26 protein-coding genes are annotated in these 22,004 nt (G+C 67.1%); 13 read left to right on the top strand and 13 right to left on the bottom strand.

Annotated elements, in window-relative coordinates; genetic code table 11:
• A partial coding sequence (locus WAW85_RS07290) for an acyl-CoA dehydrogenase family protein (protein ID WP_422558960.1) occupies positions 1–330 on the top strand: 330 nt, incomplete at its 5' end.
• On the top strand, positions 331–1,860 hold the full coding sequence (locus WAW85_RS07285; protein ID WP_422558959.1) for an AMP-binding protein: 1,530 nt from the start codon (positions 331–333) through the stop codon (positions 1,858–1,860).
• Positions 1,861–1,872: 12 nt separating this feature from the next.
• Here the strand turns inward: WAW85_RS07285 and rpsR are convergent, their stop codons facing one another.
• Genes rpsR through rpmB form a run of 4 tightly spaced genes read right to left on the bottom strand, consistent with a single transcriptional unit; the run spans position 1,873 to position 2,811 of the window.
• A complete protein-coding gene (gene rpsR, locus WAW85_RS07280; protein WP_422558958.1) occupies positions 1,873–2,094 on the bottom strand; it encodes a 30S ribosomal protein S18 in 222 nt (73 codons plus the stop codon).
• A complete protein-coding gene (rpsN, locus tag WAW85_RS07275; protein WP_422558957.1) occupies positions 2,094–2,399 on the bottom strand; it encodes a 30S ribosomal protein S14 in 306 nt (101 codons plus the stop codon). The genes rpsR and rpsN overlap by 1 nt, the downstream gene beginning before the upstream one ends.
• A gap of 8 nt (positions 2,400–2,407) precedes the next feature.
• Positions 2,408–2,575: a 50S ribosomal protein L33 gene (gene rpmG / locus WAW85_RS07270; RefSeq protein WP_422558956.1), complete on the bottom strand. Its 168-nt coding sequence runs from the start codon at positions 2,573–2,575 to the stop codon at positions 2,408–2,410.
• On the bottom strand, positions 2,575–2,811 hold the full coding sequence (gene rpmB / locus WAW85_RS07265; protein ID WP_422558955.1) for a 50S ribosomal protein L28: 237 nt from the start codon (positions 2,809–2,811) through the stop codon (positions 2,575–2,577). Before rpmB ends, rpmG begins: the two co-directional genes overlap by 1 nt.
• Positions 2,812–2,908: 97 nt before the next feature.
• On the opposite strand from rpmB, the gene mrf reads away from it, so the two are divergent.
• Entirely contained in the window at positions 2,909–4,189 is a 1,281-nt protein-coding gene (gene mrf, locus WAW85_RS07260; protein ID WP_422558954.1) for a ribosome hibernation factor-recruiting GTPase MRF, read from the top strand.
• Positions 4,186–4,476 (top strand): type B 50S ribosomal protein L31, encoded by a 291-nt coding sequence (locus WAW85_RS07255; protein WP_422558953.1) that lies wholly within the window; start codon positions 4,186–4,188, stop codon positions 4,474–4,476. Before mrf ends, WAW85_RS07255 begins: the two co-directional genes overlap by 4 nt.
• On the opposite strand, the gene WAW85_RS07250 is transcribed toward WAW85_RS07255, so the two are convergent.
• Positions 4,451–5,584, bottom strand: coding sequence for an NAD(P)H-dependent flavin oxidoreductase (locus WAW85_RS07250; protein WP_422558962.1), 1,134 nt, complete (start codon positions 5,582–5,584; stop codon positions 4,451–4,453). The two genes, WAW85_RS07255 and WAW85_RS07250, sit on opposite strands and share 26 nt — an antisense overlap.
• A 28-nt stretch (positions 5,585–5,612) precedes the next feature.
• A complete protein-coding gene (locus WAW85_RS07245; protein WP_422558952.1) occupies positions 5,613–7,283 on the bottom strand; it encodes an acyl-CoA synthetase in 1,671 nt (556 codons plus the stop codon).
• Between the two features lie 58 nt (positions 7,284–7,341).
• On the opposite strand from WAW85_RS07245, the gene WAW85_RS07240 reads away from it, so the two are divergent.
• Positions 7,342–8,148 carry a crotonase/enoyl-CoA hydratase family protein gene (locus tag WAW85_RS07240; protein WP_422558951.1) on the top strand — a complete coding sequence of 269 codons (807 nt, stop codon included), beginning with the start codon at positions 7,342–7,344 and terminating at the stop codon, positions 8,146–8,148.
• Here the strand turns inward: WAW85_RS07240 and WAW85_RS07235 are convergent.
• Entirely contained in the window at positions 8,135–9,187 is a 1,053-nt protein-coding gene (locus WAW85_RS07235) for an LLM class F420-dependent oxidoreductase (RefSeq protein ID WP_422558950.1), read from the bottom strand. The two genes, WAW85_RS07240 and WAW85_RS07235, sit on opposite strands and share 14 nt — an antisense overlap.
• A 56-nt stretch (positions 9,188–9,243) precedes the next feature.
• On the opposite strand from WAW85_RS07235, the gene WAW85_RS07230 reads away from it, so the two are divergent.
• Genes WAW85_RS07230 through WAW85_RS07220 form a run of 3 tightly spaced genes read left to right on the top strand, consistent with a single transcriptional unit; the run spans position 9,244 to position 12,576 of the window.
• On the top strand, positions 9,244–10,347 hold the full coding sequence (locus WAW85_RS07230; RefSeq protein WP_422558949.1) for a Zn-ribbon domain-containing OB-fold protein: 1,104 nt from the start codon (positions 9,244–9,246) through the stop codon (positions 10,345–10,347).
• A gap of 16 nt (positions 10,348–10,363) precedes the next feature.
• Complete coding sequence (locus tag WAW85_RS07225; RefSeq protein ID WP_422558948.1) at positions 10,364–11,407, top strand: thiolase domain-containing protein; 1,044 nt, start codon at positions 10,364–10,366, stop codon at positions 11,405–11,407.
• Positions 11,407–12,576, top strand: a complete 1,170-nt coding sequence (locus tag WAW85_RS07220; protein WP_422558947.1) for a thiolase domain-containing protein — start codon at positions 11,407–11,409, stop codon at positions 12,574–12,576. Before WAW85_RS07225 ends, WAW85_RS07220 begins: the two co-directional genes overlap by 1 nt.
• Positions 12,577–12,684: 108 nt before the next feature.
• Here the strand turns inward: WAW85_RS07220 and WAW85_RS07215 are convergent, their stop codons facing one another.
• On the bottom strand, positions 12,685–13,299 hold the full coding sequence (locus WAW85_RS07215) for a hypothetical protein (RefSeq protein ID WP_422558946.1): 615 nt from the start codon (positions 13,297–13,299) through the stop codon (positions 12,685–12,687).
• 145 nt (positions 13,300–13,444) lie between these two features.
• On the opposite strand from WAW85_RS07215, the gene WAW85_RS07210 reads away from it, so the two are divergent.
• Positions 13,445–13,861, top strand: a complete 417-nt coding sequence (locus WAW85_RS07210; RefSeq protein ID WP_422558945.1) for a DoxX family protein — start codon at positions 13,445–13,447, stop codon at positions 13,859–13,861.
• 113 nt (positions 13,862–13,974) lie between these two features.
• Here WAW85_RS07210 and WAW85_RS07205 read toward each other — a convergent pair whose 3' ends face one another.
• Positions 13,975–14,424, bottom strand: a complete 450-nt coding sequence (locus tag WAW85_RS07205) for a nuclear transport factor 2 family protein (RefSeq protein ID WP_422558944.1) — start codon at positions 14,422–14,424, stop codon at positions 13,975–13,977.
• Complete coding sequence (locus WAW85_RS07200) at positions 14,411–15,682, bottom strand: cytochrome P450 (protein WP_422558961.1); 1,272 nt, start codon at positions 15,680–15,682, stop codon at positions 14,411–14,413. The genes WAW85_RS07205 and WAW85_RS07200 overlap by 14 nt, the downstream gene beginning before the upstream one ends.
• A gap of 169 nt (positions 15,683–15,851) precedes the next feature.
• On the opposite strand from WAW85_RS07200, the gene WAW85_RS07195 reads away from it, so the two are divergent.
• A complete protein-coding gene (locus tag WAW85_RS07195; protein ID WP_422558943.1) occupies positions 15,852–17,015 on the top strand; it encodes a steroid 3-ketoacyl-CoA thiolase in 1,164 nt (387 codons plus the stop codon).
• A 3-nt stretch (positions 17,016–17,018) separates the two neighbouring features.
• Positions 17,019–17,516: a nitroreductase family deazaflavin-dependent oxidoreductase gene (locus WAW85_RS07190; RefSeq protein WP_422558942.1), complete on the top strand. Its 498-nt coding sequence runs from the start codon at positions 17,019–17,021 to the stop codon at positions 17,514–17,516.
• Between the two features lie 9 nt (positions 17,517–17,525).
• Here the strand turns inward: WAW85_RS07190 and WAW85_RS07185 are convergent, their stop codons facing one another.
• A complete protein-coding gene (locus WAW85_RS07185) occupies positions 17,526–18,473 on the bottom strand; it encodes an SMP-30/gluconolactonase/LRE family protein (protein WP_422558941.1) in 948 nt (315 codons plus the stop codon).
• Between the two features lie 81 nt (positions 18,474–18,554).
• On the opposite strand from WAW85_RS07185, the gene WAW85_RS07180 reads away from it, so the two are divergent.
• Positions 18,555–19,031 carry a group III truncated hemoglobin gene (locus WAW85_RS07180; RefSeq protein WP_422558940.1) on the top strand — a complete coding sequence of 159 codons (477 nt, stop codon included), beginning with the start codon at positions 18,555–18,557 and terminating at the stop codon, positions 19,029–19,031.
• Here WAW85_RS07180 and WAW85_RS07175 read toward each other — a convergent pair.
• Both WAW85_RS07175 and fadD8 read right to left on the bottom strand, forming a co-directional pair.
• Entirely contained in the window at positions 19,006–19,473 is a 468-nt protein-coding gene (locus tag WAW85_RS07175) for an SRPBCC family protein (protein ID WP_422558939.1), read from the bottom strand. The two genes, WAW85_RS07180 and WAW85_RS07175, sit on opposite strands and share 26 nt — an antisense overlap.
• A 162-nt stretch (positions 19,474–19,635) precedes the next feature.
• A complete protein-coding gene (gene fadD8, locus WAW85_RS07170; protein WP_422558938.1) occupies positions 19,636–21,225 on the bottom strand; it encodes a fatty-acid--CoA ligase FadD8 in 1,590 nt (529 codons plus the stop codon).
• Positions 21,226–21,338: 113 nt separating this feature from the next.
• Here fadD8 and WAW85_RS07165 point away from each other — a divergent pair, with 113 nt between their 5' ends.
• Complete coding sequence (locus tag WAW85_RS07165) at positions 21,339–21,998, top strand: GNAT family N-acetyltransferase (RefSeq protein ID WP_422558937.1); 660 nt, start codon at positions 21,339–21,341, stop codon at positions 21,996–21,998.
• Positions 21,999–22,004 lie beyond the last annotated feature (6 nt).

Genomic DNA, 22,004 nt, shown 5'->3' with positions numbered 1-22,004 from the left:
TTCCAGGCGGTCGCGCAGCGGCTGGCCGACGGCTATATCGACGCCCAGGCGGTCGCGCTGACCACCGCACAGGCGGCGTGGCTGCTGTCCGACGACGCCACGGCGTCCGCCGCGCAGATCGGCGCCGCAGTGGCCACCGCCAAGTTCTGGGCCGATGAGGCCGGCCACCGGATCGCGCACACGGCAATACACGTCCACGGCGGCGTCGGCCTCGACACGAGCCACCCGGCGCACCGCTACTTCCTGCGCGCCAAGCAGAACGAGTTCACCCTCGGCACTACCCCGGTGGTCCTCGACGACCTGGCCACGCTGATCGCTGCGGAGAAGTAGATGGCCCCCGCCGTCACCGACGCCCGCACGTTGACCGGCCTACTGCGCGCCCTCATCGGGGTCACCGACCGGGGGCTGCATGTCGCCGCAGCTGGCGACGACACCGACCGCGACGACGCCGACTGGTTTATCTCCTGGCACGACCACCTCGCCGCCAGCGCCCAGCGCGCCACAGCACTGCGGCGACTCCTGGACCCGAGCCGCCCGCCGCACGTAGGCGTCCTCCTGCCGAATGTGCCCGAGTTCAGCTTTCTGTTCGGGGCGGCTGCGATGGGCGGGGGCGTCCTGGTCGGCTTGAACCCGACGCGGCGCGGGGCGGCGCTCGCGGCCGACGTCGCCCGCGCCGACTGCCAGTTGGTGCTCACCGATGCGGGCGGCGCCGCGCTGCTGCCCGATTCCGTCCGCACCATCGACGTCGACGGACCGCAGTGGCGGGAGTTGCTCGACGCGGTCGGGCCGGTCCCGCCAGAGTTCGGCGAGGCGAACCCGGACGACCTGGTGATGCTGATCTACACGTCCGGCACCACCGGCGATCCCAAAGCCGTGCGGTGCAGCCAGCGCAAGTTCGCCGCGGCCGCAGCGATGCTCGCCGATCGATTCGGCCTCTCCGACGACGATGCCGTCTATCTCGCCATGCCGATGTTCCATTCGAATGCGCTGATCGCCGGCTGGTCGGTCGCGGCGGCCAGCAGCGCCTCTCTGGTGCTGCGTGAGCGCTTCTCAGCGACGGGCTTCTGCGACGATCTGCGCCGCTACCGCATCACGTACGCCAACTACGTGGGTAAACCGCTGCACTACATCCTGGCCACGCCGGAGCGTGCCGATGACGCGCAGACCGCGCTGCGCATCATGTACGGCAATGAGGCGAGCGCCGCCGATCGTGCCGAGTTCGCCCGCCGCTTCGGCACTCGGGTGATCGACGGTTTCGGCTCCACCGAGGGCGGCGTCTCGATCACGCGCACGCCGGAGACCCCCGACGATGCGCTGGGCCCGCTGCGGCCACCGGTCGCCGTCGTCGATCCGGACACCCTGGCGCCGGTGGCACCGGGCGAGACCGGCGAAATCGTCAACACCGCCGGGCCCGGACTCTTTGACGGCTACTACAACGATCCGGCGGCCACCGCCGAACGCCTGCGCGGCGGCGTGTATCGCACCGGCGACCTGGGGTGGGTCGATACTGCAGGTTTCATCCACTTCGCCGGTCGGTTCGGCGACTGGCTCCGGGTCGACGGGGAGAACCTCGGCACCCGGCCGATCGAGCAGATACTGCTCCGCCATCCGGGAATCGACGAGGCGATTGTCTTCGGCGTTCCGACCGAGATCGGCGACGAGGTCGGCGCTGCGCTCGTCGCCCCCACCCTGACACGCGATCAGTTCGCGGAGTTCGTTGCCCGACAGCGCGATCTCGGGCCCAAACAACACCCAACGAAGATCTGGCTGGTCGACTCCCTCAGGCAGACCGCCACATTCAAGACGGTCCGCGCCGCCGTCGGCACCGAGTTGGGCACCCCCGACTGGCTGCTGCCCTAGTGCCCGAGTGCCCTAACGACTGCCGAACGGCAGCAGTGCCATCTCGCGGGCATTGCGCACGGCCGTGGCCAGCTGCCGCTGTTGCTGCGGCGAGAGCCCGGTGACGTGGCGGGCCCGGATCCGACCGCCGTCACTCAGGTACTTCCGCAAGGTTGCGGTGTCCTTGTAATCGAAGGCGAGGTTCGGGTCAACGCGCCGGACCTGCTTGCGCGGCAACGGCTTCCGCCTCGCCATCACCAGCTCGCTTTCGTGATGCCGGGCAGCTCACCGCGGTGCGCCATCTCCCGGAAGCGGATGCGCGAGATACCCGCCTTGCGGAGGTACCCGCGCGGGCGTCCGTCGGCGGCGTCCCGGTTGCGTACGCGCACCGGACTCGCATCGCGGGGCTGCCGCGCGAGTTCACGTTGCGCCGTATCTCGTTCGGTGACCGAGCGAGCCGGGTCGACGATGATCTTCTTCAGTTCTGCACGTCGCTCCGCGTAGCGGGCGACGATATCGCGTCGTCGCTGGTTCGCGACGATCTTGGATTTCTTGGCCATAATTCTCCTCAACGTTCTTCGCGGAACTCGACGTGCTTCCGCGCAATCGGGTCATATTTCCGTATCGTCAACCGGTCGGGATCGTTGCGCCGATTCTTCCTGGTCACGTAGGTGTAGCCGGTGCCGGCGGTGGACTTCAGCTTCACAACCGGACGCAGATTGGTGCCGGCCGCCATCAGAACTTCTCCCCGGCCGCGCGGCACCGGGCCAGCACGGCGTCGATGCCGTCTCGGTCGATGATCTTGATCCCGTCGGTGGACACCCGCAGGGTGATCCGTCGCCGTTCACTGGGCACCCAATACGTCCGACGTTGCACGTTCGGTCGCCACTGGCGGCTGGTCCGGCGGTGCGAATGCGAAACCTGTTTACCGAAGCGCGGGACCTTCCCGGTCACCTGACAGCGTGCAGTCACTACTCTCTCCCTACTGACAATGATTGGCATTAAGCTCGACGAGACGCTACCGTGCGAGACGTTCTATTGGCAATCGTTACCAATACGGAGGTAGTCCGTGCCCATCGAATCCGACACCACACCGGTGACCCTCGTCGCCGGCCTGAGCCGCGAGGCGATCGCTCGGGTCGCCGGTACCCTCGCGCTGCCCGGCACCGCGCTGATCGCGCACGACTTGCGCGCGCTCCCCCTGGGCTACGTGATCCGGCAAACCCGGACGGTGCGCGAGGGCGCCGAGGACTTCGCCATCGACGGAGTGCCCCTCGACCACGGCTGCGCCACCTGCACCCTGCGCCGCGATCTGCTCCCCATGCTGCGACGACTACATCGAACGCCCGGAGTTGAGCGCATCGTCGTCGCCCTCGATCCCGCCTTTGAACCGGAATCGGTCGCGGTAGAGATGGCCGGCACCATCGTCGAGGATGACGATCTGCCTGCCGGAACGGCGAGCGACGACGTCACGCTGCGCGCGACCATCGTCGCGATCGACGAAGAAACCTGGCTGCGCGATGCCACCGGCGATCGCACCCTGCACGAGGCCGACCTGGCCACCGTCGAAGACGAGCGGACGCTGGCCCAGCTCGCGGTGGCGCAGGTGCGATTCGGCGACCTGCTGGTGATTGAAGGCAGTGTGGAGAACGATCACTACCGCGCCGCGCAACTCTCGGCAGTGCTCCGCCGCATCAACCCGGCGGCAATGCAGCAGGCCGTCGGCCCACGACAGTCGGTCACCATCGATCAGCTCATCGTCTCGCTCGCTGCCCTCCGGCCGGAATCGCGGCGCGGGCGGCCCACCACCCCATTCGATCCGCTGCTCGACGGCTGCCCACCACTGGTGGGCGACTGCGGAATCGAGATGGTTGTCTTCGAGGCCGACCGGCCGTTCCACCCGGAGCGCCTGCACGACGCGCTCGACGCACTGCTCGACGGCGTCGTCTGCTCACGCGGACGGCTCTGGCTCACTTCCAGCCCCGACCATCTGCTGTGGTTGGAATCTGCGGGCGAGGCACTGGGCGTCAGTCGCGGCGGCCGCTGGCTGGCCGCGCGCACCGACGCCGAATCCGCCGGGATCGATCCGATCGCACGGGCGATGGCCGCCGCGCGCTGGGACGACGAGCACGGGGACCGACACTCGTCGATCGTCGCGGTAACCCATCACGCCGACACTGCCGACATCGAGGACGCGCTCACCGCCGCACTCGTCACCGATGACGAAATCGCCCGGGGCGCAGCCTATCTCGCGTCCCTGCCGTCACCGTTCGGTGACGTCCACCAAGATCCGTGCGAAGACTCTACTGTCGCCGCACGGGACATCACCGCCGAGGAGACCACCCGATGAAAGCCAACACTCACCCCGACTACCACCCGGTTGTATTCCAGGACGCGACCACCGGCACCTCCTTCCTAACCCGGTCCACCAGTACCTCGGAGGCCACGATCGAGTGGACCGACGGGAACATCTACCCGCTGATCACCGTCGAAGTGACCAGCGATTCGCATCCCTTCTGGACCGGCAACCAGCGTCTGATGGATACTGCGGGCCGGGTGGAAAAGTTCCACCGGAAGTACGCCTCGGCGCGCCCGCCGAGTCGGGGTCCGGTCAGCGGGTCGCGTCCAGTCGGTTGATCGCCTCGGCGTACTCGGCGACCAGCCCGTCGATCATTTCCGCGACCGGCACGATCGCATTGCACCGGCCGACGATCTGACCGGCCGGCATGGCCACGACGTCCGGATTGTCGCTGTGGGAGATACGGGCGTGCGCCTCCCCGACCAGCAGGTTCTGCAGCGGCATCGGGAGCGGCTCGGGCGCACCGGCCGCATCCCAGGCGTCGGTCCACTTGGTCTTCAACAGCCGCGCGGGTTTGCCGGAGTAGATTCGGCGCCGGACGGTGTCGCGTGAGGTGGCGTTGAGCAGCGCCTGCTGGACCGTCGAGGGTCCACCGTCGGCCGGCGCGCCGAGCTTGTACTCGGCGGCGGTGAGCCAGTAGGTGCCCATCCACACACCTTGCGCCCCCAGGGCGATGGCGGCGGCCATCTGCCGACCGCTGCCGACCCCGCCCGCCGCGAGGACTGGCGCGGTGGTGCCGACGGCGTCGACGATTTCCGGCCACAGCACCATCGAGGTCACCTCGCCGGTGTGGCCGCCGCCTTCGTAGCCTTGGGCGATCACGATGTCGACGCCGGCGGCGACATGATTGCGGGCGTGCGAGCTGGCACCGGCGAGGGCGGCCACCGCGACACCGTTCTCATGCGCCACCGCGATCACATCGTCCGGCGGCGAGCCGAGTGCATTGGCGATCAACTTGATCTGACCGTATTTGCGAGCGTGCTCCATCGATACCTCGACGTGCGACCGGGCGACCGAATGCAGCCAGCCCAGCACCCCGGTGTTGATCCGATCCTCCCCCTCGGGCAGCGGCGGGACACCGAGGTCGTCGAGGGTGCGTTCGACAAATGCCCGGTGCTCCGGCGAGATCATCGAATCGAGGTCCACTTTGGAGCCCTCGGTGGGAATCTTGGCCGGCATCACGACGTCGACGCCAAAGGGCTTGCCGTCGGTGTTCTGGTGCATCCACTCCAGGACCTCGTCGAGCTCGCCGGGGTCGTTGAACCGCACGCAGCCCAGCACGCCCAGGCCACCGGCGCGGCTGATCGCCGCCGCCACTTCCTGGCTGGGGGTGAATCCGAAGATCGGATAGTCGATGCCGAACTTTTCGGTGAGTTCGGTGCGGATGCGGGGGGCGGTACGGGACGCAGTCATATCAGGCCTTCGTTGCAGCGGAAACGGTGGTCAGGTGCTCATCGGGCGCCTGGGTCGCGGTGACCTCGGCGGCCCAGCGATAGTCGGGTTTGCCAGCCGGCGACCGTTTCACCTGGTCGACGAACCACACGCTGCGCGGACACTTGTAGCCGGCCAGGTCGGCGCGAACCACGCTGTTCAGCTCCACCAGCGACGGCCGGGCGCCGCCGCGCGTGGCGATGACCGCAGCCACCCCTTGGCCGAAACGCTCGTCGGGAACCCCGACCACGACGACATCGAAGACATCCCGATGCCCCTTCAACGCGGCCTCCACCTCTTCGGGGAAGACCTTCTCCCCGCCGGTGTTGATTGAGCCCGAGCCCCGCCCGAGCATGGTGATGGCGCCGTCGGCTTCGACGAGCGCATGGTCACCGGGCAGCGAATAGCGCACCCCGTCGTAGGTGATGAAAGTCTTCGCCGATTTCGCCGGATCGTTGTGATAGCGCAGGGGGATGTGCCCGGATCGCGCCAGCATGCCGGTCTCGCCACTACCGGGCGTCACCTCGGTGCCGTCCGGACGCAGGACGTGGGTGTTGGGGTCGGCGGTGACGGTGGGCGCGCCGATGCGGCTCTGCCCTTTGGCTGCCAGCGCCATCCCGCCGAACCCTGTTTCCGACGAGCCGATCGCATCGATGATCAGCGCATTCGGGAAGCTCTCCAGGAAGCGTTCTTTCACCGTCGGCGAGAACAGCGCCGCCGAGGAGGCGACCGAGACCACCGTGGACGTATCGAAATCTCCGGCGTCCAGGGCGTCCATCATCGGCCGGCCCATCGCATCGCCGGTGATGAACACGACGTGCACGCCGTGCTGGGCCACGGCCTGCCAGACGGCTTCGGGGTCGAAGTCGGGATACACGATGGCCTTGCCGCCAGCGAACAACGATTGGAAAATCGCCCATTGGCTGCCGCCGTGAATAAAGGGCGGGATGGCGAACCGAACCAGCTGTCCGCCGTCGGCCCCGGCGCGCGCGTGCTCCCACTCGTCCTCGACGGGACGGCCACTGTGCCAGTCGATGCCTCCGCCGAGCACCCGCCAGATGTCTTCCTGCCGCCAGATCACCCCCTTGGGCTTTCCGGTGGTGCCGCCGGTGTAGAGCATGTACAGGTCGTCGGCCGAGCGCTCCTCGAAATCCCGGTCGGGACGCCCGGCGGCGACCGCCTCCTCGTAGTCGATCACTGCGGGACCAGTCGCCTCATGCCCACTGCCTTCGGTCCCGACCGCCGGCTCGGTTCCGTCGGCAATGACGATCCGCGCGGTGATCGATGTGGGCGACTCGGCCAGCACATTTGTCATGCGGTCGCTGTACCGGTTCTCGTGAATCACCACCGTCATCCCCGAGTCGGTGAAGAGGTGTTCCAGCTCGTGTTCGACGAATCGGTAATTGATATTCGCCATCACGGCCCGTGCCTTGAAGATGGCGAGCATCGCCTCAACGGCTTCGATGGTGTTGCGGCTGTAGAGGCCCACCGCATCGCCCGGACCCACTCCGAGCGCGCGGAGTTGGTGCGCCAGTGCGTTGCTCCGAGCCTCCAGTTCGGCGTAGGTGCGGCTGCGGTCGCCGGACTCGAGTGCAATCCGATCGGGCATGAGGTCGACGGCGTGCTCAAAGAGATCGCCGATTGTGTAGGCCATACTCCAAACTAGAACGTGTTACTGTTCGGCGGCAAGCGTTTCAGCGAGGAGAGTTCCCATGCCGGATACCACTGCCACACCCGCCGCCGAATGTCTCGTCGAGAAGCGCGGCCACGTACTGATCGTCACCATGAACCGGCCCCAGGCCCGCAATGCGCTGTCCAGCGAGATGATGGCGATCATGGCGCAGGCCTGGGATCAGGTCGACGCCGATCCGGACATTCGGGTCGCGATCCTCACCGGCGCGGGCGGCTACTTCTGCGCTGGCGCCGACTTGAAGTCGATGAATCGGTCCGCGCCCGGCGACTCCTTCGCCCGTGGCGGCTGGGATCTGACCCGACTCCCGGCGCTCCTCAAGGGCCGACGCCTGACCAAACCGCTGATCGCCGCGGTCGAAGGCCCGGCCATCGCCGGCGGCACCGAGATCTTGCAGGGCACAGATATTCGTGTCGCAGGCCAGAGCGCGAAATTCGGTGTCTCCGAAGCAAAGTGGGGCTTGTTTCCCTTGGGTGGCAGCGCCGTCCGATTGGTCCGGCAGATTCCGTACACCGTCGCCTGCGACATCTTGCTGACCGGCCGACACATCACCGCGGCCGAGGCCAAGGAGTACGGTCTCATCGGCCACGTAGTGCCCGACGGCGAAGCGTTGACCAAGGCGCTCGAACTCGCCGAGCAGATCGCCGCCAACGGACCGCTCGCCGTGCAGGCGATCCTCAAGACCATCCGCGATTCGGAGGGTCTGCACGAGGAAGAAGCCTTCACCATCGATGCTGCCCTCGGCGGCGCCGTCTTCCAATCCGCCGACGCCAAGATCGGGCCGCGCGCCTTCGCGAACAAAGAGAAGCCGGTCTTCACCGGCGAGTGACCGACCGGGGATCCCCTACGAGCTCACCGAGGGCCGCGATCGTTTCGGTGTCCCGCGCGGTCACCATCAGGGTCGTTACCCCTGCTGCGGACCATTCGCCGAGTTGCTCGCGCACGTGGTCGGCGGTCCCGACCAGCATCGTCTCGCGGACCATCGCGTCGGGCACCGCGGCGATCGCCTCGGCCTTGCGGCCGGACAAGAACAGTCGCGCGACGTCGTCGACCACCTCGCCGTAGCCCATCCGCCGGTACAGATCGGCGTGGAAGTTCTGCCCCGCCGCGCCCATCCCGCCCACATAAAGAGCCGTCGACGGGCGGTACCGATCCAGCGCGCCAGCGGTGTCATCGGTGATCACGCATTGGGTGGTGGCGGCGATCTCGAAGTCGGCCCGGCTCCGCCGCGCACCTGGCCGGGCGAAGCCCTCATCGAGCCATTCGTTGAACTGTCCGGCCATTCGCGGGGAGAAGAAGATCGCGAGCCAACCGTCGGCGATCTCCGCCGTCTGCGCCACGTTCTTGGGCCCCTCGGCGCCCAACCAGATCGGGATATCGGCCCGCAACGGATGGGTGATCGGCTTGAGCGGTTTGCCCAGGCCGGTGCCGCCCGGCAGTGGCAACGGGTAGTGCGGCCCCGCGCTGGTCACCGGCGCCTCCCGTGCCAGCACCTCGCGTACCACCCGCACGTATTCCCGGGTGCGCGCCAGCGGTTTGGCGAACGGCTGGCCGTACCAGCCCTCCACCACCTGCGGCCCGGACACGCCAAGCCCGATGATGTGCCTGCCGCCGGAGAGATGATCGAGCGTGAGGGCGGCCATCGCCAACGACGTCGGGGGCCGCGCGGACAGTTGCGCCACTGCCGTCCCGAGCCGGATCGACGACGTCGCCGCACCCCACCACGCGAGCGGCGTGTACGCATCGCTGCCCCAGGATTCGGCGGTGAACACCGCAGCGAAGCCCGCCGCCTCAGCCGCCCGGATCAGCTCGGGCGCCCCGGCGATCGGATCGGCACCCCAGTAGCCGAGTTGCAAACCCAATTTCATGGCCTCCGCCTTCCCACCCCTTGCCAGCCCATACTAGAACGTGTTCTAGTGAGGGAATGACGGTCAGCGCTGCATTCCCCAGCCCCGCGGTCGAGGTCCCCGTTCCAAACACCGAAATCCTGGAAGCCGACCTCGCCATCTCCTTCGACTACACGCGATCCCTCGGCCCGGTGCTCTCGCCGTTCGCCCTCGCCCTGCGCGAAGGCCGCATCCTCGGCGGCCGCACCAGCGACGGACGCACCCTGGTGCCACCGGTCGAGTTCGATCCGGTCACCGGAAAGCAGACCGAAGAACTCGTCGAGGTGGGGCCGACCGGCACCGTCACGACCTGGTCGTGGCAGGCCAAACCCCTTGCCGGACAACCACTTTCGCAGCCCTTCGCCTGGGCGCTGATCCAACTGCACGGTGCCGACAGCGCACTTCTCCACGTCGTCAAGGCCGACGGGCCCGAGCAGATCGCTACCGGCCAGCGGGTGCACCCGGTCTGGAAGCCGGTGCGTACCGGTCGGATCGACGACATCGCCTACTTCGTTCCCGGCGAGGCCCCCTTCGACGGAGCTCAGGGAACAACCAGCGCGACCGCAGAAACAACCAGCGCGACCCCAGAAACAACCAGCGGGACCCCGGGAACAGACAGCGGGACCCCGGGAACAGACAGCGAGCCCCCGGGAGCCACCAGCGACAACTTCGTCACCATCACCACTCCGGTCGCCCTGACCATCGCGCATGCCGCAACCGAAGAGGAGTCCTGGTATCTCGAGGGCCTGCGCAACGGGAAGCTCCTCGGCGGCCGCGTGGCGACCGGCGAGGTGTATTTCCCTCCCCGCCAGGCCAGCCCGGCGGACGGCTCGCGCACTGTGGCACGCGTGGAGCTCGCGGACACCGGCACCGTCACCACGTTCTGCATCGTCAACGTTCCGTTCTTGGGTCAGCAGATCAAGCCGCCGTATGTCGCCGCCTACGTCCTGCTCGACGGCGCCGATATCCCGTTCTTGCACCTGATCCTCGACTGCCCCGCCGAAGACGTCCGCATGGGTATGCGGGTCAAGGCGGTCTGGCGTCCCAAGGATGAGTGGGAGCACACGCTCCGCAACATCAGCCATTTCGCGGCGAGCGGCGAACCGGACGCACTGTTCGACGCCTACCGAGACCACCTGTAGAGGAGGGCCGCACCAGATGAGCCAGTCAGAGTTGCCGCGCATCGCGATCGTGGGCTTCGCCCACAGCCGCAACGTCGCCGCCACCACCGGCACCACCAACGGGGTCGAGATGCTGATCCCCTGCTTCAGCCGGCTGTACAGCCAGCTCGGCATCACCCGGTCCGACATCGACTTCTGGTGCAGCGGATCGTCGGATTACCTGGCAGGCCGGGCGTTTTCGTTCATCTCGGCGATCGACGCGATCGGCGCGGTACCCCCGATCAACGAGTCCCACGTCGAGATGGACGGCGCGTGGGCACTGTACGAGGCATGGATCAAGATCCTCACCGGTGAGGTCGACGTCGCGCTCGCTTACGGCTTCGGCAAAGCCTCGGCGGGTAACGCCGACGCGACGCTCGCGCTGCAGACCGATCCGTACACCGTCGCACCGCTGCTGCCCGACGCTCGGGCCCTCGCCGGTCTGCAGGCACGCGCCGGGCTGGACTCGGGCGCCTGGACCGAACGGGACATGGCGGCGGTCGCCGCCCGCACCACCGGCGACGACGTCGACGCGCTCCTCGCGTCCGGCTATGTGGCCGACCCGTTGCGCGCGCACGACATCGCACCCTATGCCGACGCTGCCGCAGCGGTGGTGCTCGCTACCGAGGAGCGGGCGCGGGAACTGACTGCCAATCCGGCCTTCATCACCGGTTGGGACCATCGGATCGACACGCCGAACTTCGGTGCCCGCGACCTCACCGACTCTCCGTCGACGAGGCTGGCTGGTGACGCCGCATTCGCCGGGCGAAGTCGCGCGGTGGACGTCGCCGAGTTGCACGCGCCCTACACACATCAGGAACTGATTCTGCGCGGAGCACTGGATCTGCCCGATTCCACGGTGATCAATCCGTCGGGCGGCGCCTTGGTTGGCAACGCGCTCTTCTCCGGCGGACTTCAGCGGATCGGTTACGCCGCGCACGCAATCTTGAGTGGCCGGGCGAACACCGCGCTCGCCCACGCCACGGCCGGACCGTTGTTGCAACAGAACATGGTCGTAACCCTCGAGGGAGGCGAAAACTGATGGCGCGCAACAGATCTGCGGTCCTCGGCACCGGACAGACCAAGTACGTGGCCAAGCGTCACGATGTCACGATGGCGGGCATGGTCCGTGAGGCGATCGACCGGGCGCTGGCCGACGCCCAGGTCACCATGGACGAGATCGACGCCATCGTCATCGGCAAGGCGCCGGACTTGTTCGAGGGGGTGATGATGCCCGAGCTCGCGATGGCCGAAGCGATCGGCGCGGTGGGCAAACAACTCCTCCGCGTGCACACTGCCGGTTCGGTCGGCGGCTCTACCGCCATTGTCGGCTCGTCGCTGGTGTCTTCTGGAGTGCACCGGCGAGTGCTGGCCGTTGCCTGGGAGAAGCAGTCCGAGTCCAACGCGATGTGGGCGCTCTCCATCCCGGTGCCGTTCACCATGCCGGTCGGCGCGGGTGCTGGCGGCTACTTCGCCCCGCACGTGCGCGCGTACATCAACAACTCAGGCGCGCCCGCGCACATCGGTGCGATGGTGGCGGCCAAGGACCGCCGGAACGGCGCGCGCAATCCGCTCGCCCACCTGCACCAACCCGACCTGACCGTGGAGAAGGTGATGAGCAGCCAGATGCTGTGGGATCCGATCCGGTACGACGAGACGTGCCCGTCGTCGGACGGCGCCTGCGCCGTGGTGATCGGCGATGAGCGGGCCGCCGACGATGCCGTCGCCGACGGACGCCCGGTCGCCTGGATCCACGCCACTGCCATGCGCACCGAACCGCTGGCCTACAGCCACCGCAATGTGGTGAGTCCGCAGGCCGGCCGCGATGCCGCGGCCGCGCTGTGGAAGGCCGCGGGGATCACCAACCCGTTGGAGGAGGTCGACGCCGCCGAGATCTACGTTCCGTTCTCGTGGTTCGAGCCGATGTGGCTCGAGAATCTCGGCTTTATGCCGGAGAACACCGGCTGGCAGCTCACCGAAGCGGGCGAGACCGAGATCGGCGGCAAGCTGCCGGTCAACGCCTCCGGCGGCGTCCTCAGTTCCAATCCCATCGGCGCGTCCGGGATGATCCGCTGCGCCGAGGCGGCCATCCAGGTGATGGGCAAGGCTGGCGATCATCAGGTGGAGGGTGCCCGCAAGGCCCTCGGCCACGCGTACGGCGGCGGCTCACAGTACTTCAGTATGTGGCTGGTCGGAGCGGACCGCCCGTAACAGTTTCAATTACAGCCGGGGAGCTCCCGACCACCAAATGTCACCGTCGGAGCGGACCGCCCGTAACAGTGTCAATTACAGCCGGGGAGCTCCCGACCACAGGCTTAGTTACCAGAGCCAGGATTTCTGCGGCAGCACCTGGAATCCGTGCGTCGCCGCTGCGGTCTCACATTGGACGCCGCCGCCGACGACCGGAGTGCAGACAAAGGCGCCGTTGCGCAGGGACCGTGCGACAGGCAGTTTCTTCCCTCTCCCCTGTACCCCCAGCCGCGCCGGGCCGTCGTCGAGGAACGTCGCCGTACCGTCGGCGCGCACCTGCACCCCGTTTTTGCCTGCCGCAGGCAACTCGCCGACGCAGCCAGCGACGGTGGCCGTCATCACGCACTGCAGCTTCTCCGCTGTGAACTGGAATTCGGTGTTGCTCCCGGCACGCAGATAGCCCTCGCCGCTCATTATTGCGCCGGGCCGCACCCGCTCGGCCGGGGCGGACCCCGCGGGGCCGACCCGCTTCGTCCGGGGCACCGGACTCTGCACCATCGCCGAACTCGTCGCTGTGGTCGCTGTGGTCGCTGTGGTCGAGACCACCGAAGAATCCGTACCTGCGGGACTCACCCGGGCAGCGATGACCGTGTCCTGCCTCCCCTCCGAATTCCCGCCGCCGCACGCCACCAGCAGCACTGCGCCACCGATCGCTACGCCCATGGTCAAGGCCGAACGTCTCATTCTCAGGAGGGTAGCGCCGCGCCGTCAGCCACCACGTCTGCCGCTCCGGCCGCGCCTCGAATCGAAGTTTTGGGCACCACACGTTCCATGCGGACCGCAGTCCGCTTATGCTGGGGGCACCCCCACCCGGAATCTAGGAGCAAGCATGTCAATCGTCGCCACAACCACCGCGAGAATCATCCTGGGCATCATCTTCATCGCCCACGGCTGGCAGAAGTTCTTCACCAACGGCATCGGCGCTACTGCCGACGGATTCAAGCAGATGGGAGTACCCGCCCCGACTCTCTCAGCCTGGTTCTCCGCCCTCGTCGAGCTCGTCGGTGGCGCCGCACTGGTCATCGGCCTCGCGGTACCGGTCTTCGCCGTCCTGCTGATCCTCAACATGCTCGGCGCCCTGTTCATGGTGCACCTGGAGAACGGGTTCTTCGCCGCGAGCGGCGGCTACGAGCTGGTCCTTGCCCTGATCGCCGGCCTGATCGCCGTCGGTTTCACCAACCAGGGAGCGGCGTCGGTCGACGGCAATATCCTCCGCGCCCGGCAGCAGCGCACGGTCAGCGCCTAGCCGAGCGGCCTTACCGCCCCTCATTCGGGGCACTGAGCACTCTGGCCTCGTTTTCGCCCCCTCGATCGAGGGGGCGAAAGCGAGACCAGTGGCGTTTGCCGAAGCGAACCGGTCTAGGCCGGACGCAAGGAGTTCATCGTCGCCTCCACTTCCCAGAAGGCGCGCAGCGCGGCGAGCTTGCCGTCACCGTCCGCCTTGTAGGTGAAGACACCGTCGGACTCGGTGATGTGCCCACCGATGTGGGTCACGATCTTGCCGATGTAGGCCACCTCGTCACCGCAGATGATCTCCTTATCAAAGATAAAGTCGATCTTCTCCGTGGTGCCAACGGTCTTGTCCCAGAACTCGGACAGTTGCTGCGCGCCGCGGTGACCGACACCGGCCTCGTCGAACATCGACGGTCCGACCGGATCCTCGACGGTCCCGTCAGCCGCGAAGTTCGCGAGCCACGCAGCCTTATTACGCAGCGCCACGGCCTCCCGCGACCGCCGGCCCGCCAGTACCGCCGGGTGATTTTCCCGATCGATATTCAGGTAGGCCGGCGCGTCTTTACTTGGTGCCATAGTCGACCTGAAGCTCCTTGATGCCGTTGATCCACCCGTGGCGGAGACGACGCGGCTGCGCCAGCTTGGTGATGTCCGGGACCAGGTCGGCCAGCGCATTGAACATCAGGTTGATCTCCATCCGGGCCAGGTTGGCACCGATGCAGAAGTGGGTGCCGTTGCCGCCGAAGCCGACGTGCGGATTCGGGTCACGCAGGATATTGAAGGTGAACGGGTCATCAAAGATGTCCTCGTCGTAGTTGGCCGAGCCGTAGAACATACCGACGCGGTCACCCTTCTTGATCTGCTGACCGCCAAGCTCGATGTCTTCCTTCGCGGTGCGTTGGAAGGAGTTGACCGGCGTGGCCCAGCGAACGATCTCGTCGACCGCGGTGGCCGGACGCTCTTTCTTGAACAACTCCCACTGATCGGGGTTGTCCAGGAAGGCGTTCATTCCGTGGCTGATCGCATTGCGGGTGGTCTCGTTACCGGCCACCACGAGCAGGATAAAGAAGAAGCCGAACTCGGCTTCGTCGAGCGAGTGTCCGTCGATGTCGGCGTTCACCAGCTGGGTGACGATGTCGTCAGCCGGGCATTTCCGACGCTCTTCGGCCATGTTGTAGCCGTAGCCCAGGATCTGCGCGTTGGCTTCCTTCGGATCCATCGGGTAGTCCGGATCGTCCGCGTTCATCATCGAGTTGGACCACTCGAAGATCTTCATCCGGTCTTCCTGCGGGACACCCAACAGATCGGCGATCGCCATCAGCGGCAGATCAACAGCCACCTGGTGCACGAAGTCACCCGAGCCAGCCTCGGCCGCCTCGGCGACGATCTTGCGCGCGACCCCGTCGAGCTTCTCCTCGAGCGCGTGCACTGCCTTCGGCGTGAACAGGCGCGAGACGATCTTGCGCATCCGGGTGTGGGTCGGCGGATCCTGATTGATCAGCAGCGTCTTGGTGATCTCGATCTCGGCGGCACCCATGTCGTCCTCGAAACGCATGATGACGCCGTTTTCGTTCGCGGACCACTCTTCGTTGCTCTTCGAGATCGCGCGGATGTCCTCCAGCTTGGAGACCACCCAGTATCCACCGTCGTCAAAGCCGCCGCCCTTACCGGGCTGCTGCGCATTCCACCACACGGGGGCGGTCTTGCGCAGTTCGGCGAACTCCTTGACCGGAATACCCTGTTCGAGCAGATCCGGGTTAGTGAAGTCCCAGTCTTCCTGCTCCATGAACGGGCACTTGCCCGTCGAACCGGACGTTGCGGCATTCTGCATCATTTGCGTCACGCCTCCACCTCTACTTCGCGATTTCGTCGGCCCCCGGGGAATGAGAACCGGTTACAGTTTTCCTGTAGCTCACTGTGCCATAGACCACAGCGCCAAACAAGAACATGTTCTACTTTTATGGAAGTATTCAGATTCCACTCCCCCACGGAAGGACTCAGACATGGGTGATCCGGTCATCGTCGAAGCAGTGCGCACTCCCATCGGCAAGCGCAACGGCTGGCTCTCCGGCCTGCACGCCGCCGAGATCCTCGGAGCCGCACAAGCCGGCGTAATCGCCCGATCCGGTCTGGACCCCGCGCTGGTGGAGCAGGTGATCGGCGGCTGCGTGATGCAGGTCGGCGAACAGAGCAACAACGTCACCCGAACCGCCTGGCTGCACGCGGGCCTGCCCTGGCAGACCGGCGCCACCACCGTCGACTGCCAGTGCGGTTCGGCGCAGCAGGCCAACCATCTGGTGGCTGGTCTGATCGCCACCGGCGCCATCGATGTCGGCGTCGCCTGCGGCGTCGAGTGCATGTCGCATGTGCCGCTGGGCGCCAACGTCGGCACCGAAGCCGGACCGCGTCGCCCGGAGTCGTGGGACATCGATATGCCCAACCAGTTCGACGCCGCCGAGCGGATCGCGCAACGTCGCGGGATCACCCGCGCCGACGTCGACGCCCTAGGGCTGCGCTCCCAGCAGAACGCCAAGCGCGCCTGGGATGAAGGTCGGTTCGACCGCGAGGTCCTCACCGTCACCGCCCCGGAACGCACCCGCGAGGGTGAACTGACCGGCCAGACCCTGACCGTCACCCGCGACCAGGGCCTGCGGGAGACCACGGCCGAGTCACTCGCCGGCCTCAAGCCAGTGATCGCGGGTGGGATTCACACTGCAGGCAACTCCTCGCAGATCTCCGACGGCGCCGCCGCAGTCCTGATCATGGATTCCGACCGCGCCCGCGAACTCGGCCTGACCCCCCGCGCCCGATTCAAGGCGCAGGCACTGGTCGGCGCCGAACCGTACTACCATCTCGACGGCCCCGTGCAGGCCACCGAACGGGTACTGGCCCGCAGCGGGATGAGCATGTCCGACATCGATCTGGTGGAGATCAACGAGGCGTTCGCCTCGGTCGTGCTCTCCTGGGCGCGGGTGCACAACCCGGATATGGACAAGGTGAACGTCAACGGCGGCGCCATCGCCCTGGGCCACCCGGTTGGCAGCACCGGCTCCCGGCTGATCACCACCGCCCTGCACGAGCTCGAGCGCAGCGATAAGCAGACCGCGCTGGTCACCATGTGCGCCGGCGGCGCGCTGGCTACCGCGACCATCCTCGAACGCATCTGAGCGATGGACCCGGCCGCCCGCCCGGCGCAACTGGACTCGCCAGCGGTTGCCGCGCTCATCAAGGTGGGCTCTCGCCTCAACATGCGTCTCTACCGGATCACCGGCGGCCGCCTGGGCAATCGGTGGCGGGTCGGTGCCGCACTGCGCAAGCCCGTCGAGATCTGCCTGCTGACCACGACGGGCCGCAAATCGGGTGAGCCGCGCACCGCGCCGCTGCTCTATCTGGCCGACCCCGGCCCCGAGCTGGGGTCAGCGGCCATCGTGCTGGTCGCCTCGCAGGGCGGTCTCCCGAAAAACCCCGCGTGGTATCTGAATCTGGTCGCCGACCCGACCGTGCACCTCCAGATTGGCCGAGAAACTCGGGCCTACCGCGCGCGGACCGCCACCCCGGACGAGCGCGACATTCTGTGGCCGAAGCTGGTGGCGCTCTATGCGGACTTCGACACCTACGCCGAGTGGACCGACCGGGAGATCCCCGTGGTGATCTGCGAGCCCGCCTAACCCGCCAACCTACGGCCAGCGCACCGCCAGCACATCGCCGGTCTCCGAAGCTGCCAGCAGGTTTCCGTCAGCGTCACCAAGCACCGCGGTGACCGGGGGGCCGACCTGGATCACGCAGCGGCCGGGCCGACCGGGCGTGGCCACAATGATCTGACCGGTCGTCGTCGCTGCCGCCAACGCACCGTTGGAGAGGAGTGTCAGATCGTCGACGAAACCCGGCAACGGCGCGGTCAGGTCGAGGGCCGGCGTGGTCGCCTCCGGATGGCGCAGCGGAACGCGCAGCACTCGGCCCGACAGGCTGCTGGTCATCGTCACGTACACCGCATCGCCGCGCAGCACGATGCCGTTCATGCCGGTGCCGTTGACCGTGACTGAGGGCGCCAGGTTGCGCGGCGCCCGGGCCGTCCAGGCCTGATCGATCGTGCGATTGGGCCGGATTCGGACCACACCGAGCTTCGAATCCGCCACGTACATCGCGCCGTCCTCGGCGATCGCCAGCCCGTTCGGCATACCGAGCCCGCGCACCACGGTGCGCACCACCGGCCGCGGACGCCGCGGATCGAAGGACACGATGGTGCCTACGTTTGGCGTGCCCGGAATCATGTTGAGCGGCGTCGCACCGGAGGTCACATAGAGGCGGCCGTCGGGCCCCGACCGAACTGCGCCGGGCGCGGACACCGACACGGTGGTGCGCAGCCGTCCGGTCGCGTCGTACCGCTGCACCGTATTGGCCAGGGTGCGCGACACCCAGAGGTCACCGGCTGAGTCACGGGTCAGGCTCTCGGCCCACGAGGCGACCGGCACCGGAGCGGGCACTGCGACGGACACCTGCGGGGGCGCACAGTTGGCCGGCACGGCACCGGCCGGTGCCGTCGATACCAGCGACTGCGGCGCCAACAGGGCCGCTGACACGGTCAGGGCGCCAACTGCCGACCGAGAGATCCATCGAGAAACCATGCGCTGCAACTCCTTCGCGGCCGCCGGAACGCGACCTATCGACGATGAGAGTAGCGGACCGAGCAGGCGTAGCCTCGAGTCATGAGCGGATCCGCACTGGGTGATCTCGCCGACCGCAGTGACGTCGTCGAATTGCTCGGCGATTTCTACAACCGGGCGTTTCACGACGAACTACTGCAACCGGTCTTCGTCGACGCCGCACAGATGGACTTAGCCGCCCACCTGCCGGCAATCACCGACTTCTGGTGCAAAGCCGTGTTGAAAGAAGGCGAGTACCGGCGCAACGTCTTCGAGCCGCACCGCGAACTCCATGAGCTCATCGCACTGGAACCCAGGTTGTTTGAACGCTGGCTTGCCCTGTGGCACAACACTATTGACGATCGTCACGCGGGCTCGCACGCCGACTTGGCCAAACTCCAAGGCGCCCGCATCGCGTTGTCGATGTGCCGGATGCTCACCGGCGAGCGCGTCGAGTCCATCGCCGCCTGGCTCGCCGCCCACAGCCCACCCAGCCGGTGCCGGTCGGTCGACGCTAGGCGCCTTCCGCGCGATCCTTGAGGCGGCCAAGAGTCTGCCGGATGTGGTCGGCGTTGGCACCAGCCCGATCCTTGACGCCGGTCGCCAGCGCGGCGATCGGTTTGAACCAGCCCGGGCGCAAATCCATGGTGGTTTCGGTGACCAGGCAGCCGCCCTCGATCGGCGCGATGTCGTAGCGCCACCGGGCGACCGGAATCACCAGGCTCTTGACCTCGAACTCGAAGGTGGTGCCCGGCCGAGCGTCGGTGACCGTACAGGTGGTGCTCCAGGCGTGCTTGCCGTTCTCGTTGCGGCCGGTGAACTGTGCCCCCGCCGTCGGAGTGTGCCCTTTGGTCCACTTGTGCGACGTGGTCTCGGCGGCTAGTTCGCCCAGCACATCGAGGTTTGTGATCAACGCGTACACGGCGAGCGGGTCGGCGGCGATCTCGATGTCGGCGGAGATGGACTCTGCAGGCTTGGTCATGCCTCCACTCTTCCAGCCATCGCCGGACATTTCACCCCCACTCAACGGCCTGCGCGCATGCCCGCCCCTTTTCCGTTCCGGCCAGCACTGCTGGTTCCGGCCGTTGCTTGCGCAATAGGGCGGACCGAAAGCCATGGGCCGGAAGCCTACGAGGTGCGCTAACTACCCGAACTGGGCGCGCAGGGCCTTCTTGTCCGGCTTACCGAGCCCGGTGAGGGGGAGGGCGTCGGTGAAGATCACCGTCTTGGGTGACTGCACGGCCCCCTTGGCGTCTTTGACCGCCTCTTGGATCTCCGCGGCGATCGCGGCCTTCGCCCGGTCCGAGGAGTCGGCGTCGCCGCGCAGCACGACGATGGCGGTCACGGCCTCACCCCACTTCTCGTCGGGCACCCCGATCACGCCCACCTGGGCGATCGACACATGCTGCGCCACCACGTCTTCCACCTCTCGAGGGAAGACGTTGAAGCCGCCGGTGACGATCATGTCTTTGGTTCGGTCGACGATGAACCAGAAGCCGTCGGCGTCCTCGCGCGCCACATCACCGGTGTGCAGCCAGCCGCCGCGGAAGGCTTCGGCGGTCTGCTCCGGCAGACCGAGGTAGCCGCCAGCCAGCAGCGGCCCAGACACACAGATCTCGCCCGGCTCCCCGACCGCGACCGGCTTGTCGTCGGCGTCCAGCAGCGCGGTGCGCAAGAACGCCGACGGCCGCCCGCAACTGCCGAGCCGCTCGGGCGTGTGCTCGTCCTTGCGCAGATAGCTGATCACCATCGGCGCCTCGGATTGGCCGTAGTACTGGGCAAAGATCGGACCGAAGCGCTCGATGGCCTCGGCTAGTCGCACCGGATTGATCGCCGAAGCGCCGTAGTAGACGGTTTCCAGTGAACTCAGATCACGGGTACGACTATCCGGATGGTCCATCAGCGCGTACAGCATGGACGGCACCAGCATGGTCGCGGTGATCCGCTCGCGTTCGATGGTCTCGAGCACCTGCGCCGGGTCGAACTTACTGAGCACCACCATCAAACCGCCCTTCATCAGGGTGGGGACGAAGAACGCCGCACCCGCGTGCGAGAGCGGCGTGCACATGAGGAAACGCGGCCGGTCCGGCCACTCCCATTCGGCCAATTGGATCGACGTCATCGTCGCCATCGCCTGCGCCGTGCCGATCACGCCCTTCGGCTTACCGGTGGTGCCGCCGGTATAGGTCACCGACACCACATGCTCGGGCGGGAGCAGTTTCGCAGTCAACGGCACTGCGGGGTAGCGGGCGGCCGCCGCGACGATGTCGACGCCAACGTCGCTCAGTTCGGCCGGCACCGGCCCCAGGGTCAGGATCTGCCTCAGCCCGGGCACCTTTGCCAGCAGTCCGACGGCGCGCTCGACGAACATCGGCACCGGATCGATCACCAGCGTCGCGACCCCGGCGTCGCTGAGCACGTAGGCGTGGTCGTCGAGGGAGCCCAGTGGGTGCAGCGCCGTCCGCCGCCACCCTTGTGTCTGCCCGGCGCCGATCACCAGGAGCACCTCCGGCCGGTTCAGTGCGAGCAGCCCGACCGCCGATCCGGTCCCCGCGCCAGCGGCCTCAAAGGCCTGCGCATAGCGACTGATCTCGTCGGCCATCTGTCGTCCGGTCAGGGTGATGTCGCCGAGATGGAGCACCGGCACATCGGCGTGCCTGGCCAGGGCCGTGGCCATCAAGTCGCCCAGATGCACGCCCGTCCGCAGATACTCGTCAGTAGACTCACCAGTCACATTTTCCGCCATGCTCACACACTAGAACGTGTTTCAGTTTCTTGGAAGATTCGCAGGTAAAAACCTCGTGACACGACTGCCGCTGCTGACATTTCCGGCCTACTATCGATGTCATGACCGATGTTGATAAGGCCACTGCGCGCCGCGAAATGACCGAAGCCCTCCTCACCGCCCTGGAACGACGCCACGAGCTCCTCGACGCCGTCGTCGACGCAGAAGATCGGGCCGCCGCTGTCTCGGCCATCGCCGAACTGCTCAGCGCCTCGCCGATCGCCGTCGACTCCGTGATGAATATGTCCTTCCATCAGCTGACGAAAGAAGCCCGCCGGAAGAACCAGTCCGAGCTCGACGATCTGAACGCCGGGCTCACGTTCACCTCCGCCGAGCGCCCGGCCGCCGCCGCCGACACCGTCGGGCTGCGTCCATTCTCGGCCGCCGCCGATGCCGACATCCTGACCGAACGGACCGAAGAGCTGAATGTTGCACTCGACGGCTCCGGCGCCCCGGCCGGCGAGTTGTCCGTCGAGATCGCCGAGGGTGTCAAGCGCGTCGACGATGAGGACGCCGTCTGGCTCGTTGCCATCGAGGGCGATACCAAGATCGGCCTGGTGCTCGGTGAGCTGACCGGTGCCGGCGAGGTGGACGTCCGCATCTGGATCCGCCCGGCCAAGCGCAAGCAGGGCTACGGCACCGCCGCGCTGCGCGCCTCTCGCTCGGAGATGGCGATCGCCTTCCCGGGCGTGCCGATGGTGGTTCGCGCCCCCAGCTCCTAGTAACCG

It is taken from the genome of Gordonia sp. (in: high G+C Gram-positive bacteria) (genome assembly GCF_049299075.1).
Classification (GTDB): domain Bacteria; phylum Actinomycetota; class Actinomycetes; order Mycobacteriales; family Mycobacteriaceae; genus Gordonia.
Note: the sequence above shows the minus strand (reverse complement) of the source record. Positions and strands in the feature narration are given on the sequence as shown.

What these genes read in the sequence shown, in the direction of transcription:
- WAW85_RS07285 (WP_422558959.1), top strand. Translation starts at nt 331, where the DNA reads ATGGCCCCCGCCGTCACCGACGCCCGCACGTTGACCGGCCTACTGCGC.
- rpsR (WP_422558958.1), bottom strand. Translation starts at nt 2,094, where the DNA reads ATGGCGAGGCGGAAGCCGTTGCCGCGCAAGCAGGTCCGGCGCGTTGAC.
- rpsN (WP_422558957.1), bottom strand. Translation starts at nt 2,399, where the DNA reads ATGGCCAAGAAATCCAAGATCGTCGCGAACCAGCGACGACGCGATATC.
- rpmG (WP_422558956.1), bottom strand. Translation starts at nt 2,575, where the DNA reads ATGGCGGCCGGCACCAATCTGCGTCCGGTTGTGAAGCTGAAGTCCACC.
- WAW85_RS07255 (WP_422558953.1), top strand. Translation starts at nt 4,186, where the DNA reads ATGAAAGCCAACACTCACCCCGACTACCACCCGGTTGTATTCCAGGAC.
- WAW85_RS07245 (WP_422558952.1), bottom strand. Translation starts at nt 7,283, where the DNA reads ATGGCCTACACAATCGGCGATCTCTTTGAGCACGCCGTCGACCTCATG.
- WAW85_RS07240 (WP_422558951.1), top strand. Translation starts at nt 7,342, where the DNA reads ATGCCGGATACCACTGCCACACCCGCCGCCGAATGTCTCGTCGAGAAG.
- WAW85_RS07235 (WP_422558950.1), bottom strand. Translation starts at nt 9,187, where the DNA reads ATGAAATTGGGTTTGCAACTCGGCTACTGGGGTGCCGATCCGATCGCC.
- WAW85_RS07230 (WP_422558949.1), top strand. Translation starts at nt 9,244, where the DNA reads ATGACGGTCAGCGCTGCATTCCCCAGCCCCGCGGTCGAGGTCCCCGTT.
- WAW85_RS07225 (WP_422558948.1), top strand. Translation starts at nt 10,364, where the DNA reads ATGAGCCAGTCAGAGTTGCCGCGCATCGCGATCGTGGGCTTCGCCCAC.
- WAW85_RS07220 (WP_422558947.1), top strand. Translation starts at nt 11,407, where the DNA reads ATGGCGCGCAACAGATCTGCGGTCCTCGGCACCGGACAGACCAAGTAC.
- WAW85_RS07215 (WP_422558946.1), bottom strand. Translation starts at nt 13,299, where the DNA reads ATGAGACGTTCGGCCTTGACCATGGGCGTAGCGATCGGTGGCGCAGTG.
- WAW85_RS07210 (WP_422558945.1), top strand. Translation starts at nt 13,445, where the DNA reads ATGTCAATCGTCGCCACAACCACCGCGAGAATCATCCTGGGCATCATC.
- WAW85_RS07205 (WP_422558944.1), bottom strand. Translation starts at nt 14,424, where the DNA reads ATGGCACCAAGTAAAGACGCGCCGGCCTACCTGAATATCGATCGGGAA.
- WAW85_RS07200 (WP_422558961.1), bottom strand. Translation starts at nt 15,682, where the DNA reads ATGATGCAGAATGCCGCAACGTCCGGTTCGACGGGCAAGTGCCCGTTC.
- WAW85_RS07195 (WP_422558943.1), top strand. Translation starts at nt 15,852, where the DNA reads ATGGGTGATCCGGTCATCGTCGAAGCAGTGCGCACTCCCATCGGCAAG.
- WAW85_RS07190 (WP_422558942.1), top strand. Translation starts at nt 17,019, where the DNA reads ATGGACCCGGCCGCCCGCCCGGCGCAACTGGACTCGCCAGCGGTTGCC.
- WAW85_RS07185 (WP_422558941.1), bottom strand. Translation starts at nt 18,473, where the DNA reads ATGGTTTCTCGATGGATCTCTCGGTCGGCAGTTGGCGCCCTGACCGTG.
- WAW85_RS07180 (WP_422558940.1), top strand. Translation starts at nt 18,555, where the DNA reads ATGAGCGGATCCGCACTGGGTGATCTCGCCGACCGCAGTGACGTCGTC.
- WAW85_RS07175 (WP_422558939.1), bottom strand. Translation starts at nt 19,473, where the DNA reads ATGACCAAGCCTGCAGAGTCCATCTCCGCCGACATCGAGATCGCCGCC.
- WAW85_RS07165 (WP_422558937.1), top strand. Translation starts at nt 21,339, where the DNA reads ATGACCGATGTTGATAAGGCCACTGCGCGCCGCGAAATGACCGAAGCC.